The organism is Streptomyces sp. NPDC059866 (genome assembly GCF_042731325.1).
GTDB classification, from domain to species: domain Bacteria; phylum Actinomycetota; class Actinomycetes; order Streptomycetales; family Streptomycetaceae; genus Streptomyces; species Streptomyces flavusporus.
The window spans coordinates 23,301-35,335 of record NZ_JBHWJT010000002.1 but is presented as its reverse complement, the minus strand read 5'-3'; the positions used below and the strand labels follow the sequence as shown (position 1 = coordinate 35,335).

The 12,035-nt window shown below is 71.1% G+C and carries 10 protein-coding genes; 6 read left to right on the top strand and 4 right to left on the bottom strand.

Annotation, left to right across the window (positions count from 1 at the left end):
• Nucleotides 1-36: 36 nt before the first annotated feature.
• A complete protein-coding gene (locus tag ACFV7R_RS02420) occupies nucleotides 37-753 on the bottom strand; it encodes a MerR family transcriptional regulator (RefSeq protein WP_385258967.1) in 717 nt (238 codons plus the stop codon).
• A 267-nt stretch (nucleotides 754-1,020) separates the two neighbouring features.
• Between ACFV7R_RS02420 and ACFV7R_RS02415 the strand changes: the two genes are divergently transcribed.
• The 3 genes from ACFV7R_RS02415 to ACFV7R_RS02405 all read left to right on the top strand — a co-directional run bounded on the left by ACFV7R_RS02415 (nucleotide 1,021) and on the right by ACFV7R_RS02405 (nucleotide 3,957).
• Nucleotides 1,021-2,487 (top strand): amino acid permease, encoded by a 1,467-nt coding sequence (locus ACFV7R_RS02415; protein ID WP_385258965.1) that lies wholly within the window; start codon nucleotides 1,021-1,023, stop codon nucleotides 2,485-2,487.
• 61 nt (nucleotides 2,488-2,548) lie between these two features.
• On the top strand, nucleotides 2,549-3,037 hold the full coding sequence (locus ACFV7R_RS02410) for a macro domain-containing protein (protein ID WP_385258963.1): 489 nt from the start codon (nucleotides 2,549-2,551) through the stop codon (nucleotides 3,035-3,037).
• Nucleotides 3,034-3,957: a PfkB family carbohydrate kinase gene (locus ACFV7R_RS02405; protein ID WP_385258960.1), complete on the top strand. Its 924-nt coding sequence runs from the start codon at nucleotides 3,034-3,036 to the stop codon at nucleotides 3,955-3,957. The genes ACFV7R_RS02410 and ACFV7R_RS02405 overlap by 4 nt, the downstream gene beginning before the upstream one ends.
• A gap of 1 nt (nucleotide 3,958) precedes the next feature.
• On the opposite strand, the gene ACFV7R_RS02400 is transcribed toward ACFV7R_RS02405, so the two are convergent.
• Nucleotides 3,959-5,488 carry a M1 family metallopeptidase gene (locus ACFV7R_RS02400; RefSeq protein ID WP_385258957.1) on the bottom strand — a complete coding sequence of 510 codons (1,530 nt, stop codon included), beginning with the start codon at nucleotides 5,486-5,488 and terminating at the stop codon, nucleotides 3,959-3,961.
• A gap of 210 nt (nucleotides 5,489-5,698) precedes the next feature.
• Here ACFV7R_RS02400 and ACFV7R_RS02395 point away from each other — a divergent pair, with 210 nt between their 5' ends.
• Complete coding sequence (locus tag ACFV7R_RS02395; RefSeq protein ID WP_385258954.1) at nucleotides 5,699-7,660, top strand: Xaa-Pro dipeptidyl-peptidase; 1,962 nt, start codon at nucleotides 5,699-5,701, stop codon at nucleotides 7,658-7,660.
• A gap of 1 nt (nucleotide 7,661) precedes the next feature.
• Here ACFV7R_RS02395 and ACFV7R_RS02390 read toward each other — a convergent pair whose 3' ends face one another.
• Nucleotides 7,662-8,624: an FAD-dependent oxidoreductase gene (locus ACFV7R_RS02390; RefSeq protein ID WP_385258951.1), complete on the bottom strand. Its 963-nt coding sequence runs from the start codon at nucleotides 8,622-8,624 to the stop codon at nucleotides 7,662-7,664.
• A 66-nt stretch (nucleotides 8,625-8,690) separates the two neighbouring features.
• Between ACFV7R_RS02390 and ACFV7R_RS02385 the strand changes: the two genes are divergently transcribed.
• Together ACFV7R_RS02385 and ACFV7R_RS02380 are read left to right on the top strand one after the other, a co-directional pair.
• Complete coding sequence (locus ACFV7R_RS02385; RefSeq protein ID WP_385258948.1) at nucleotides 8,691-9,713, top strand: oxidoreductase; 1,023 nt, start codon at nucleotides 8,691-8,693, stop codon at nucleotides 9,711-9,713.
• A 48-nt stretch (nucleotides 9,714-9,761) separates the two neighbouring features.
• The gene (locus tag ACFV7R_RS02380) at nucleotides 9,762-11,402 is read left to right on the top strand and encodes an ABC-F family ATP-binding cassette domain-containing protein (protein WP_385258947.1); all 1,641 of its coding nucleotides are present in this window, start codon (nucleotides 9,762-9,764) and stop codon (nucleotides 11,400-11,402) included.
• Here ACFV7R_RS02380 and ACFV7R_RS02375 read toward each other — a convergent pair.
• Nucleotides 11,399-11,968, bottom strand: coding sequence for a putative glycolipid-binding domain-containing protein (locus tag ACFV7R_RS02375; RefSeq protein ID WP_385258944.1), 570 nt, complete (start codon nucleotides 11,966-11,968; stop codon nucleotides 11,399-11,401). The genes ACFV7R_RS02380 and ACFV7R_RS02375 overlap by 4 nt on opposite strands.
• Nucleotides 11,969-12,035 lie beyond the last annotated feature (67 nt).

Genomic DNA, 12,035 nt, shown 5'->3' with positions numbered 1-12,035 from the left:
CGGAGTATCGCCCGGCGACACGCCGGTCCCGCTCTCTCAGGCGGATCCGCCTGCCCCTGAGGTCCCGTCGAGCCACTCCCGCAGCTCCTCCCGCAACGACCGCTGGAAGGCCGTCAGCAGCGCCTGCACCACGATCGGCTGCATGTGTGCCGACAGTGACTTCACCGCGCCGGCGTCACGCTCCGCCACCTCGCCGCGCAGCAGCTGCGACAGCTCGTGGGCGGCGGCGCGCGAGTGCTCGACGAGTGCGGTGCGCGCCGCGAGGATCGCCTCCTGGGACAGCGGCACGTCGAGCAGCTGCACGCCGAGCCGCAGCAGACCGGAGTCGATGCGGTACACGCCGTCGGCCGGCGCCACCACGCCCATCGCCGCCAGCCGCTCCACGTCCTCGTCGCCCAGCGCCCGCCCCACCCGTCGCTCCAGCTCCGCACGGGTCACCGTCTCCACCACGTCCGGCGCCCAGGAGGCCACCACGGCCCGGTGAATCGCCAGGTCATGAGCGGTGAGGTCCGGCGGCAGCTGCTGGAGATAGCGTTCGATGGCCGCCAGCGTCATGCCCTGGTGCTGCAACTCCTCGATCAACGCGAGACGCGCCAGGTGCTCCCGGCCGTAGTGCCCCACCCGGCGCGGACCGATCACCGGCGGGGGCAGCAGGCCCTTGGTGCCGTAGAAGCGGACCGTGCGCACCGTGACGCCGGCCCGGGCGGCCAGCTCGTCGATGGTGAGGGTCGGCTCCTCGGTGTCGGTCGTCATGTTCAGCAGTATCGCTGTCTCACCAGTGCTGTGAAACCTCGTACGCATCCTTCGGTGACCATGAAGTGAACGACCGGTGATCACCGTGAATACCCGCAGTGGATCACGTGAGAAGTAACGCTCTGTGACATGAGCCACCGTGTCCTCGCCGACGGGTGTGGGAAGGTGCTGCCTTGGTCCGTGCCGCGTCACGAGCGTGGGGCGGACCGAGGCACGTACGGACACCTGAGCGCACGACGCTCGGGCGCACCAGGAAGTGGTACCACCGTGAGCAAGGACGCCGTGGACACGGCCCGGATCGCCGCCGGAAGCGGGGCGACCACAACGCCCGCGGACGCGGGCGACGCCGGCTACAGCAAGGACCTCAAGGCCCGCCACGTCAACATGATCGCCATCGGCGGCGCGATCGGCACCGGACTCTTCCTGGGTGCCGGCGGCCGTCTGCACAACGCGGGCCCCGCGCTCGCGCTGGCCTACCTCGTCTGCGGCGTCTTCGCCTTCTTCGTCGTGCGGGCACTGGGCGAGCTCGTCCTGTACCGGCCCTCGTCCGGCTCCTTCGTGTCGTACGCGCGCGAGTTCCTCGGTGAGAAGGGCGCCTACGTCGCGGGCTGGATGTACTTCCTGAACTGGTCGACGACCGGCATCGCCGACATCACCGCGATCGCGCTCTACACGCACTACTGGAGCATGTTCACCGACATCCCGCAGTGGGTGCTGGCGCTGATCGCCCTCGCGGTGGTCCTGGCGGTGAACCTGATCTCGGTGAAGATCTTCGGCGAGATGGAGTTCTGGTTCGCGATCATCAAGGTCGCCACCCTCGTCGGCTTCATGTTCGTCGGCATCTTCCTGCTGGCCACCCAGCACGAGGTCGGCGGCCAGACGCCCGGCCTGAGCGTGATCACGGACAACGGGGGTGTCTTCCCGCACGGCCTGATGCCGGTCGTCCTCGTGATGCAGGGCGTGATCTTCGCGTATGCCGCGCTGGAACTGGTCGGTGTCGCCGCGGGCGAGACCGCCGAGCCGGAGAAGGTCGTCCCGCGCGCGGTGAACTCGATCATGTGGCGGGTCGGCCTGTTCTACGTCGGCTCGGTCGTCCTCCTGGCCCTGCTGCTGCCCGGCTCGGTGTACTCGGCCGACGAGAGCCCCTTCGTCACCGTCCTGTCCAAGATCGGAATCCCGGCCGCGGGCGACGTGATGAACCTGGTCGTCCTCACGGCCGCCATGTCCTCGCTGAACTCCGGCCTGTACTCCACCGGCCGCATCCTGCGCTCCATGGCGATGGCGGGCTCGGCCCCGAAGTTCACGGCCCGCATGAACCGCAGCCAGGTCCCCTACGGCGGCATCCTGCTCACCTGCGCGGTGTGCGTCCTCGGCGTCGGCCTGAACTACCTCATGCCGAGCCAGGCCTTCGAGATCGTGCTGAACGTCGCCTCCCTCGGCATCATCAGCACCTGGGTGATCATCATGGTCTGCCACCTGATCTTCGTCCGCCGCGCCAGGGAGGGCCTGGTCACCCGGCCGGGCTTCCGCCTCCCCGGCAGCCCCGTCACCGAGATCACCACGATCGCCTTCCTGCTGGCCTGCCTCGGCATGATGTGGAACGACCCCGAGGTCGGGCGCAAGACGCTGCTGCTCATCCCCGTCATCGCGGCCATGCTGGTCGCCGGCTGGTATGCGATCCGCCGCAAGGCCGCACGGGCCGCGGATGAGGAGCTGTCGCAGCTCACCAAGTAGACAGCGGCCTACGAAGCCGCAGGTCAGGGCCACTGTCAGTGGCATCGCCTACGGTGGCGTCATGTCGGGGATCATGTATGTCCGGGGTGACGCCACCACGCCGTCGGTGAAGGGCGTCAAGCTGATCGCTCATGTCTGCAACGACATCGGGGGCTGGGGGAAGGGCTTCGTCCTGGCCATATCGCGCCGCTGGCCGGAGCCGGAGAAGGCGTTCCGGGCCTGGCACCGGGAGCGGGCGTCCAACGACTTCGGGCTGGGTGCTGTCCAGTTCGTGCAGGTGGAGCCGTATGTGTGGGTGGCCAACATGGTCGGCCAGCGCGGGATCCGCACGGGCAGCAAGGGGGTCCCGGTGCGGTACGAGGCGATCGACACCGCCCTCGCCCGCCTCGCCGACAAGGCCGCCGAACTCGACGCCTCCGTCCACATGCCCCGGATAGGGTGCGGTCTGGCCGGAGGCAAGTGGTCGCGTGTCGAACCTCTTGTCGCCGAGCGGCTGGTGCGGCGGGGGATCGCCGTGACGGTCTACGACCATGGGGAGGGCCGGAGTTGAGCCGGGACACCGACGTGCTCGTGCTGGGCGGCGCGGGCGTCGACACGATCGTGTACGTACCGGAGCTGCCCCTCCCGTACGCGGACAGCTACATGGTCGACTCCGGAATCCGCACCCGCGCGGGTCAGACCGGCGACTTCGTCGCCCTCGGCCTGAGCGCCCTGGGCCTGCGCACTCATCACGTCGACATGCTCGGCGACGACCCCGAGGGCGACCTGGTCCGCGGGCTGCACCACGACAACGGCATCGCGCTGACCGCCGTCCCGCAGCCCGCCGGGACCAAGCGCGCGGTCAACCTGGTGGGCCCCGACGGCCGCCGGCTCTCCCTGTACGACACGAGCCGCTCCCGCGCCGACGACCGGCTACCCGAGTCGACGATCCGCGCCCTGGCCGAATCCGGCCGTCATGCCCACGTCTGCATCACCCAGCCGTGCGCCCATGCCCTGCCCGTGCTCCGCGAGACCGGCGTGACGATCTCCACCGACCTGCACGACTGGGACGGGGAGAACCCGTACCACGAGCCGTTCGCGTATGAGGCGGACGTGGTCTTCCTCTCCGCAGCCGCCCTCATCGCCCCCGAGGCGACCATGCGCCGCATCGCCGAGCGAGGCCGGGCCGAGGTGGTCGTCGCCACCGCCGGAGCCCGGGGCGCGCATCTGCTGATCGACGGCGAGCTGACCCGGACACCCCCGGTGGCGCCGCCTGCGCCGGTGGTGGACTCCAACGGCGCGGGCGATGCCTTTGCGGCCGCCTTCCTGTTCGGCTGGTTGCGGGGCGAGCCGCCCGGGCGCTGCGCCCTGTACGGTGCGATCGCGGGCGCTCACGCCTGCACGGTGTCGTCCACGGAGACCGCGGCGATCGGACGGGACGAGCTCCTCGCCCGCGCGAGAGAGCTGGACACGACGCCCTCCGTACAGTGACCTACTCGGCGTGCCCGTGGTCGTGATCATGGTCGTGCACGCCGTTCGTCGCCGCGATCTTCTTCCACGACTTCGGCTGCACCGGCGCGCCCTTCGCCCCCAGCGCCCGGGCCGAGATCGACGCGTCCCGCGCCGCCGGCGCACCCGGCTTCGACGGCTCGAACAGCCAGGTGTCGAAGAGCGAGGCGAGCGGCTTTCCGGACACCTGCTCCGCGTACCGCCGGAAGTCGGCGACCGACGCGTTGCCGTGCGCGTACTTCGCCGGCCAGCCCTTCAGGACGGTGAAGAAGGCGTCGTCGCCGATCTCGTTCCGCAACGCCTGGAGCGCCAGCGCGCCCCGGTCGTACACCGCGAGATGGAACTGGTTCTCGGGCCCCGGGTCACCGGGCCGCACCGTCCAGAACGGGTCGTCGGCCGGACGGGAGGCGTACACGTAGTCCGCGATCTCCTGCGCCGTGCCCTCGCCCTCGTGTTCGGACCACAGCCACTGCGCATAGCGCGCGAAGCCCTCGTTGATCCAGATGTCCTTCCAGCCGGCCACGGACACGAGGTCGCCGTACCACTGGTGGGCCAGCTCGTGCACGACCACGGACGTGTTCGACCCGCCCGCGAACTGCCGCGGGCTGTAGAAGGGCCGGGTCTGCGTCTCCAGCGCGTACCCGGTGTCGGTGTTGGGCACGTAGCCGCCGAGGGCGTTGTACGGATACGGCCCGAAGTACCCGGTGAGCCAGTCGGCGATCTCCCCGGTCCGCTCGACGCTGGCCCGCGCCGCGCCGTAGCGGTTGCCCAGGTCCTTGCTGTACGCGCTGAGGACCGGGATGCCGCTCTCCGTGGTGCCGGTGGTCACGTCGAACTTCCCGACCGCGAGCGTGGCCAGATAGGTGGCCTGCGGTTTGTCGGACCGCCAGCTGTAGCGGGTCCACCCGGCCCGGGAACTGCTCGACTGCAGCGTGCCGTTGGAGATGGCCTGGGTGCCGTCCGGCACCTGGACGGACACGTCGTAGGTGGCCTTGTCGAGCGGGTGGTCGTTGCTGGGGAACCACCACCAGGCCGCCTCGGGCTGACCGGCCGCGACACCGCCGTCCGGCGTACGGAGCCAGCTGGTGAACCCGTACGCCTGCTTCGCCGAAGGCACCCCGCTGTAGCGCACCACGACCGTCACGGCCGTGCCCTTGGCCAGCGGGGTCTTCGGGGTGATCGCCAGCTCGTGCTCGCCGGAGGTCGTGAACGCCGCCCGGGCGCCGTTGACCCGCACCTCGCCCACGTCCAGCAGAAAGTCCAGATTGAAGCGGGTCAGATCCTGTGTGGTGCGCGCCAGCAGGGTCGCCGTGCCCTCCAAGCGGTCCGAGGCGGGCTGGTACTTCAGCCGGAGGTCGTAGTGGGAGACGTCGTAGCCGCCGTTGCCGTACGCCGGGTAGTAGGGGTCGCCGATCCCCGGAGCGCCGGGGGAGTGGCTCGCGGCCGATGCCGGGATCGCCAGCAACAGCAAGGCAGCCGCGAGTGCGCCCGGTGCCGTGATTCTGCGGTGCACGAAAGCTCCAAGTCGTAGGGGTGGAAAGTCTGTTCGGAGCCTATTCATTCCCTGTGTCCTTGGACGTGTCCACAGCAACCGCTGTCACACGATCGCCATTCGGCCGTCATACGTCTGGCCGCACCGGGGGTCCTTTTCGGCCACCGCAACGTACTCCACTCGCGGATCGCCCCCTTCTGCACGGGAGTTGACGCAGGTACCGTCCCGCGCATGCCGAAACGCACGCGCTTCACGATCTGGAGACCGCTCGCGACGGCGGCCACCGCCGCCCTGATGGCCACATTCCTCGCTCCCACGGCAGCGCACAGCGCCCCGCGCGAGAGCAGGCCCGTTCACTCGTACGACAACGCGGTCCGTGAGGCCGTCTGGGTGGACACCGGACTCGACGGCGACGGCGACGGAAGGGCCGACCGGGTCGCCGTCGACATCGTCCGCCCGCGCGAACCCGCCCAGCAGGGCCGCAAGGTGCCCGTCATCATGGACGCCAGCCCGTACTACTCCTGCTGCGGCCGCGGTAACGAGAGCCAGAAGAAGACGTACGACGCCGACGGCGACGTCGTCCAGATGCCGCTCTTCTACGACAACTACTTCGTGCCGCGCGGGTACGCCTTCGTCGGCGTCGACCTCGCCGGCACCAACCGCTCCGACGGCTGCGTCGATGTCGGCGGCCGCTCCGACATCCAGTCCGCGAAGGCCGTCGTCGACTGGCTGAACGGCCGGGCCAAGGCGTACACCACGCGTACCGGCACCACCCGCGCCAAGGCCGACTGGACCAACGGCAGAACCGGCATGATCGGCAAGAGCTGGGACGGCACCATCGCCAACGGTGTCGCCGCCACCGGCGTCGAAGGACTCGAAACCATCGTGCCGATCAGCGCGATCTCCTCCTGGTACGACTACTACTTCACCAAGGGCGCCCCGCTGTACAACTCGGGCCCCGACTGGCTGTCGAACTACGTCAACAGCCCCGACGCCCGCGCCAAGTGCGCCACTGTCCAGCAGAAACTCGTCGACGGCGCCCCGCGCACCGGTGACTGGACACCGCTGTGGACCGAGCGCGACTACGTCAGGGCCACCAGCAAGGTCCGGGCGAGCGTCTTCCTCATCCACGGCATGCAGGACCTCAACGTGCGGATGCAGCACGTCGGCCCGTGGTGGGACGCCCTCGCGAAGAACGGCGTCGAGCGCAAGATCTGGCTCTCCCAGACCGGCCACGTCGACCCCTTCGACTTCCGCCGCGCGGAGTGGGTGGACACCCTGCACCGCTGGTTCGACCACGAACTCCTCGGCTACGACAACGGCATCGACCGCGAGCCCATGGCCGACATCGAACGCCACCCCGACCAGTGGGTCACCGCCAAGGCCTGGCCCCCGCGCGGCACCGACACCGTCCGCCTGAAGCCCGCCAAGGGCAACCGGCCGGGCGTCGGCACCCTCGGCCTGCGCACCGGCAAGGGCACCGAGACCTTCACCGACGACCCCCAGCACAGCGAGACCGACTGGGCTTCCGCCATCGACAGCCCCACACCCGACAAGGCCGGCTTCGTGACGGGGCCGCTCACCCGCGACCTGCGCCTGTCCGGCTCCTCCGAGGTCACCGTCACCGCGACGCCCACCACCTCCACGGCACACCTGTCCGCCGTCCTCGTGGACCTGGGTCCCGACACCATCCGTGACTACGCCGACGCCGCCGAGGGCATCACCACGCTCCCCGACCGCACCTGCTGGGGCGCGAGCACCTCGGGCGACAGCGCCTGTTTCAAGGAGACCCGGGCGAAGACGACCGACGTCGACTACACGATCGTCAGCCGCGGCTGGGCCGACCTCGGCAACCACGCCTCCGACCTGAAGGGGGTCCCGCTCACCCCGGGCAAGCCGTACACCATCACCCTCGACCTGGCGGCGACCGACCACGTCGTCCCGGCCGGACACCGCCTCGCACTGATCGTCGCGGGTACCGACCGGGACCTCATCGACCCGCCGGCCGACACGCCGACCCTGACGCTGGACCTGTCCCGCACCTCCGCCCGCGTCCCGCTGGTCGGCGGCACGGCCGCGTTCGCCCATGCCACCTCGGGCACCGCGACCGCCACGCCCGCCCCGGAGCCGCTCGACGGTGTCGAGGCACCGCGCACCGCCCAGCGCGTACCGGGCCCCCGCACCGCCGGCTGACTCACCCGGAGGCGGCCGGACACGCCAGCCCGGCCGCCTCCTGCGCGCACCCCCACGCCACGGTCACGCCCGCACCCCCGTGGCCGTAGTTGTGCACCAGCACCCGCCCGTCCGGCAGCAGTTCGCGTTCCAGCCGCACCGCATCCCGTACCGGCCGCAGCCCCACCCGGTGCTCCAGGATTTGCGCCCCGGCGATCTCCGGCCGCAGGGCCGCGCACCGCCGTACGATCGCCTCGGCCACCGCCGGATCCGGCCGCAGCGACCACACGTCCTGCTCCGCCGTCCCGCCCAGCACCAGCCGCCCCGGCTGGGGGAAGAAGTACGCCATCTCCCCGGACGCGTCCTTGGAGACGAGCCAGGTGCCGATGCCCGGGTTCTCCACGACGACCAACTGTCCGCGCAGCGGCCGTACGGACTCGTCCGGCACCAGCTCACGCGCCCCCAGGCCCGTGCAGTTGACCACGACCGGCGCCTCGGCCTCGGCGAACGCCGACACCGTGCGCTCCTCGACCGAGCCGCCCGCCTTCACCAACCGCTCCCGCAGCCACGGCAGATGAGTCGACATGTCGATCAGCGGCAGCCGTGCCCACAGTCCCGTCCCGGCGTACTCCGCGGCCGTCGCCGCCCGGAGCCCGGGCAGCCGCGCCGCCGCCCAGCTGTCCGTCTCGTCCAGGTCTGTCTCGCCCAATACCCCTTCGACCATGCGTACGCCGGTGACCTCGGAATGCTCGGCCAACTCCTCGTAGACGTCCAGCGAGTGCAGGGCCCACCTGCGTGCCGACGCCTCCGGCTCGATGCGGTAGGGCCACCACAGCGCGCCCGCAACCGCCGAGGTGGTCCGCTCGACGGGCTCCCGCGTCCACACCCGCACCCGCCGGCCGCGCTCGGCGAGCAGCACCGCCGTCGTCAGCCCGATGACACCCCCGCCGACGACGATCACATCGCCCTTCACGTCACTGTCCACGCGGGGACGGTAGCGGAATGTGTCATGCCGCGCTCAGAGCGGCCGCACTCTGGGGATACTCACAGCATGTCTGCCGCGTACGCGACCTTCGGCCTGGCACCGGCGATGCGTGCCGGTGAAGTTCTCGCAGACGGTGGCTACCAGGTCCACCGGGACTTCGTGGACTTCATCGTCGACGGACGCCCCCTGCTGTTCCAGCTGTCCGACCTGGACGCCGTCTCCCCACTCGCCTCCGACGTCCCGCCCGCGATCTTCACCGTCCAGGTGCGCAGCCTGCTCCTGGAGGCGGAGGCGCCCCTGCCCGGTGGGCGTTATGTCATCTACGGCTGCCCCGAATGCGCCGACCTCGCGTGCGGGGCGGTCACCGCGGTCATCGACAGAGCCGACGACGACTACGTGTGGCGGGACTTCGCCTGGCAGACGGAGGAGCAGGTCGACCTGGAGCTCAACGGCTACCACGGCATCGGCCCGTTCCGCTTCCACGGCGAGGAGTACCGGACGGCGCTGAACTCCCTGCTGAACGGCGACGCCAACGGCAGCCGCCGCCGCGTCCTGCTGATCGGCGCCCGCGTCGCCCTGCTCGCCAAGCTCGCCGCCGCCCTGCGCACCATCGGCATCGGCGCCGACATCACCCGCGACGCCGACGACGTCCCCGCCGACGAACTGCGCGGCTACGGCGCCGTCGTCTTCGGCCGCGGGGTCGGCGAGGAGGAGCGCGCCGCCGTGCGCCGGGCCTTCGAACGCGCCGGAGTCGACGTGGCCTGCGTCGACGGACTCGCCCCCATCGTCCCGCTCCTCGTCGCCCAGATCGAGCACGCCCTCGACCGCAGCCCGGTGGAGCAGCGCCGCCTCACCCGTCTGGTCGCCGCCGACGGCGAGGCGGGCGTCGAGATCACCTCCGCCTGCCGGGTCCGCCTCACCGCGTACCGCATCGACCGGCTCGCCCGTGCCCACACCCATGAGCTCTTCGACGGCCTCCTCGAAGCCGGCCGGCACCGCATCGCCCTGGACGCGAAGGCTGTGAAGGGGGAGTCCTTCGTGGTGGCGAGGACGGCGGGAAGCGTGCTGGTGGAGGCGATGGCCCACTGAAAACCGGGGCGACCGCGCCTCCTGGCGGCCGTTAGGATCGACGGTCTGATGACTGCCACCCTCGTCGCCAAGAACCTCGCCGCCGGTCACGGCGACCGCGCGCTTTTCACGGACCTCGACCTCGTCGTCGCGCCCGGCGATGTGATCGGGCTCGTCGGCGCCAACGGCGCGGGCAAGTCCACGCTGCTGCGCCTGCTCGCCGGGCTCGACGCGCCCGAACAGGGCGAACTGCGGCTCTCCCCGCCGACCGCGACGGTCGGGCATCTGCCGCAGGAGCCGGAGCGCCGGACGGGCGAGTCGGTGCGCGAGTTCCTCGCCCGCCGTACCGGTGTCGCCGAGGCCCAGCGGGCCATGGACGAGGCCACCCAGGCGCTGGTCGACGGGGCTCCAGGCGCCGACGACGCCTATGCGACGAGCCTGGAACGCTGGCTCGGCCTCGGCGGCGCCGACCTGGACGAGCGGGCCGAGGAGGTCGCCGACTCGCTCGGCCTCGCCGTGGGCCTCGACCAGCCGATGACCTCCCTGTCCGGCGGCCAGGCCGCCCGCGCGGGACTCGCCTCCCTGCTGCTCTCCCGCTACGACGTCTTCCTCCTCGACGAGCCGACCAACGACCTCGACCTGGACGGCCTGGAGCGCCTCGAACGCTTTGTGAGCGGCCTGCGCGCCGGCACGGTCGTCGTCAGCCACGACCGGGAGTTCCTCACCCGCACGGTCACCAAGGTCCTCGAACTCGACCTCGCCCAGCGGCAGATCAACCTCTACGGCGGCGGCTACGCGGCCTACCTCGAGGAACGCGAGGTGGCCCGCCGGCACGCCCGCGAGGAGTACGAGGAGTACGCCGACAAGAAGGCCGCCCTCCAGGACCGCGCGCAGATGCAGCGCGCCTGGATGGACAAGGGTGTGAAGAACGCCCGGCGCAAGGCGGGCAACGACAACGACAAGATCGGCCGCAAGTTCCGCAGCGAGGCCAGCGAGAAGCAGGCCGCCAAGGCCCGGCAGACCCAGCGCATGATCGAACGGCTCGAGGCCGTCGACGAGCCGCGCAAGGAGTGGGAGCTGCGAATGGAGATCGCCGCCGCGCCCCGGTCCGGCGCGGTCGTGGCGACCCTGCGCGACGCCGAGGTGCGGCGCGGCGACTTCGTCCTCGGCCCGGTCTCCGTGCAGATCGACTGGGCGGACCGGATCGCGGTCACCGGTGCCAACGGCGCCGGCAAGTCCACCCTCCTCGGTGCCCTGCTCGGCCGCGTCCCCCTGGACGCCGGGCAGGCCGCCCTCGGCTCCGGCGTCCTGGTCGGCGAGGTCGACCAGGCCCGCAAGCTGTTCCACGGCCCCGAGGCGCTGCTGGACGCGTTCCGCGCGGCGGTCCCGGACACCGAACCGGTCGAAGTACGCACACTGCTGGCCAAGTTCGGGCTGAAGTCGGACCACGTCCTGCGCCCCGCCGCGACGCTCTCCCCGGGCGAACGCACCCGCGCCGCCCTCGCCCTCCTCCAGGGCAGAGGCGTCAACCTCCTCGTCCTCGACGAGCCGACCAACCACCTCGACCTGCCCGCCATCGAGCAGCTGGAGTCCGCCCTGGACGCCTACACCGGCACCCTGCTCCTGGTCACCCACGACCGCCGCATGCTGGACGCGGTCCATGTGACGCGTCGTCTGGAGGTCGCCGACGGCAAGGTGACCGAGCGTTAACGAGGCGTCAGCCGCGTCGCCAGCCCGCGGTAGTCGACCACACAGCCGTCCGCATCGAACTCCACCTCACTGCGGAAGCCGTCCGAGGCGAACCCCACCCGCCCACCGCCGTCGGTACGCGCGAGATGCGTGTAGGTCTGCCGCGACGGCAGCACGGTCAGGTCCGGCACCGACACCCAGGCCATCAGGAACTCCCGTTCCCCGGCCGTCCGATGCAGGTCGTGCCGCAGCACCGGCATCGTGTTGGTCAGCGGACACGATCCCAGATCGCAGTCGAGCGCCCCGCCGACCTCCGGCACCGGCTCCCCGTCGGCCGTCCACCCGCCCCGCCCGTCGTGCCGCAGATCAAGGGCATGCGTGTGCTCCGCGGTCTCGGCGATCACCCGCAGCCGCCGCGTTACATAGCGGTCGCCGGTTTCGAGCTCGTACGAGATCCAGTACGCCTCCGGAGCCGTCCCCACCGCCCGGCCACGGGCCCGCAGGATCCCGCCCTCGAACTCGACCCACGCAGTCTCATAACCGCGACTCGCGGTGACGTCCCAGGTGAGTGCACGCGAAGTGGTCATACCGCCACGGTACGGGCAGCAGAGCCCCGAAGCCGGTAGGGCGCGGGCCCGGCCCCGTGCGGTGCAG

Excerpts from the sequence above, each read along its gene's own strand:
- ACFV7R_RS02380 (WP_385258947.1), top strand. The coding sequence starts at position 9,762 with ATGACTGCCACCCTCGTCGCCAAGAACCTCGCCGCCGGTCACGGCGAC.
- ACFV7R_RS02420 (WP_385258967.1), bottom strand. The coding sequence starts at position 753 with ATGACGACCGACACCGAGGAGCCGACCCTCACCATCGACGAGCTGGCC.
- ACFV7R_RS02375 (WP_385258944.1), bottom strand. The coding sequence starts at position 11,968 with ATGACCACTTCGCGTGCACTCACCTGGGACGTCACCGCGAGTCGCGGT.
- ACFV7R_RS02395 (WP_385258954.1), top strand. The coding sequence starts at position 5,699 with ATGCCGAAACGCACGCGCTTCACGATCTGGAGACCGCTCGCGACGGCG.
- ACFV7R_RS02410 (WP_385258963.1), top strand. The coding sequence starts at position 2,549 with ATGTCGGGGATCATGTATGTCCGGGGTGACGCCACCACGCCGTCGGTG.
- ACFV7R_RS02385 (WP_385258948.1), top strand. The coding sequence starts at position 8,691 with ATGTCTGCCGCGTACGCGACCTTCGGCCTGGCACCGGCGATGCGTGCC.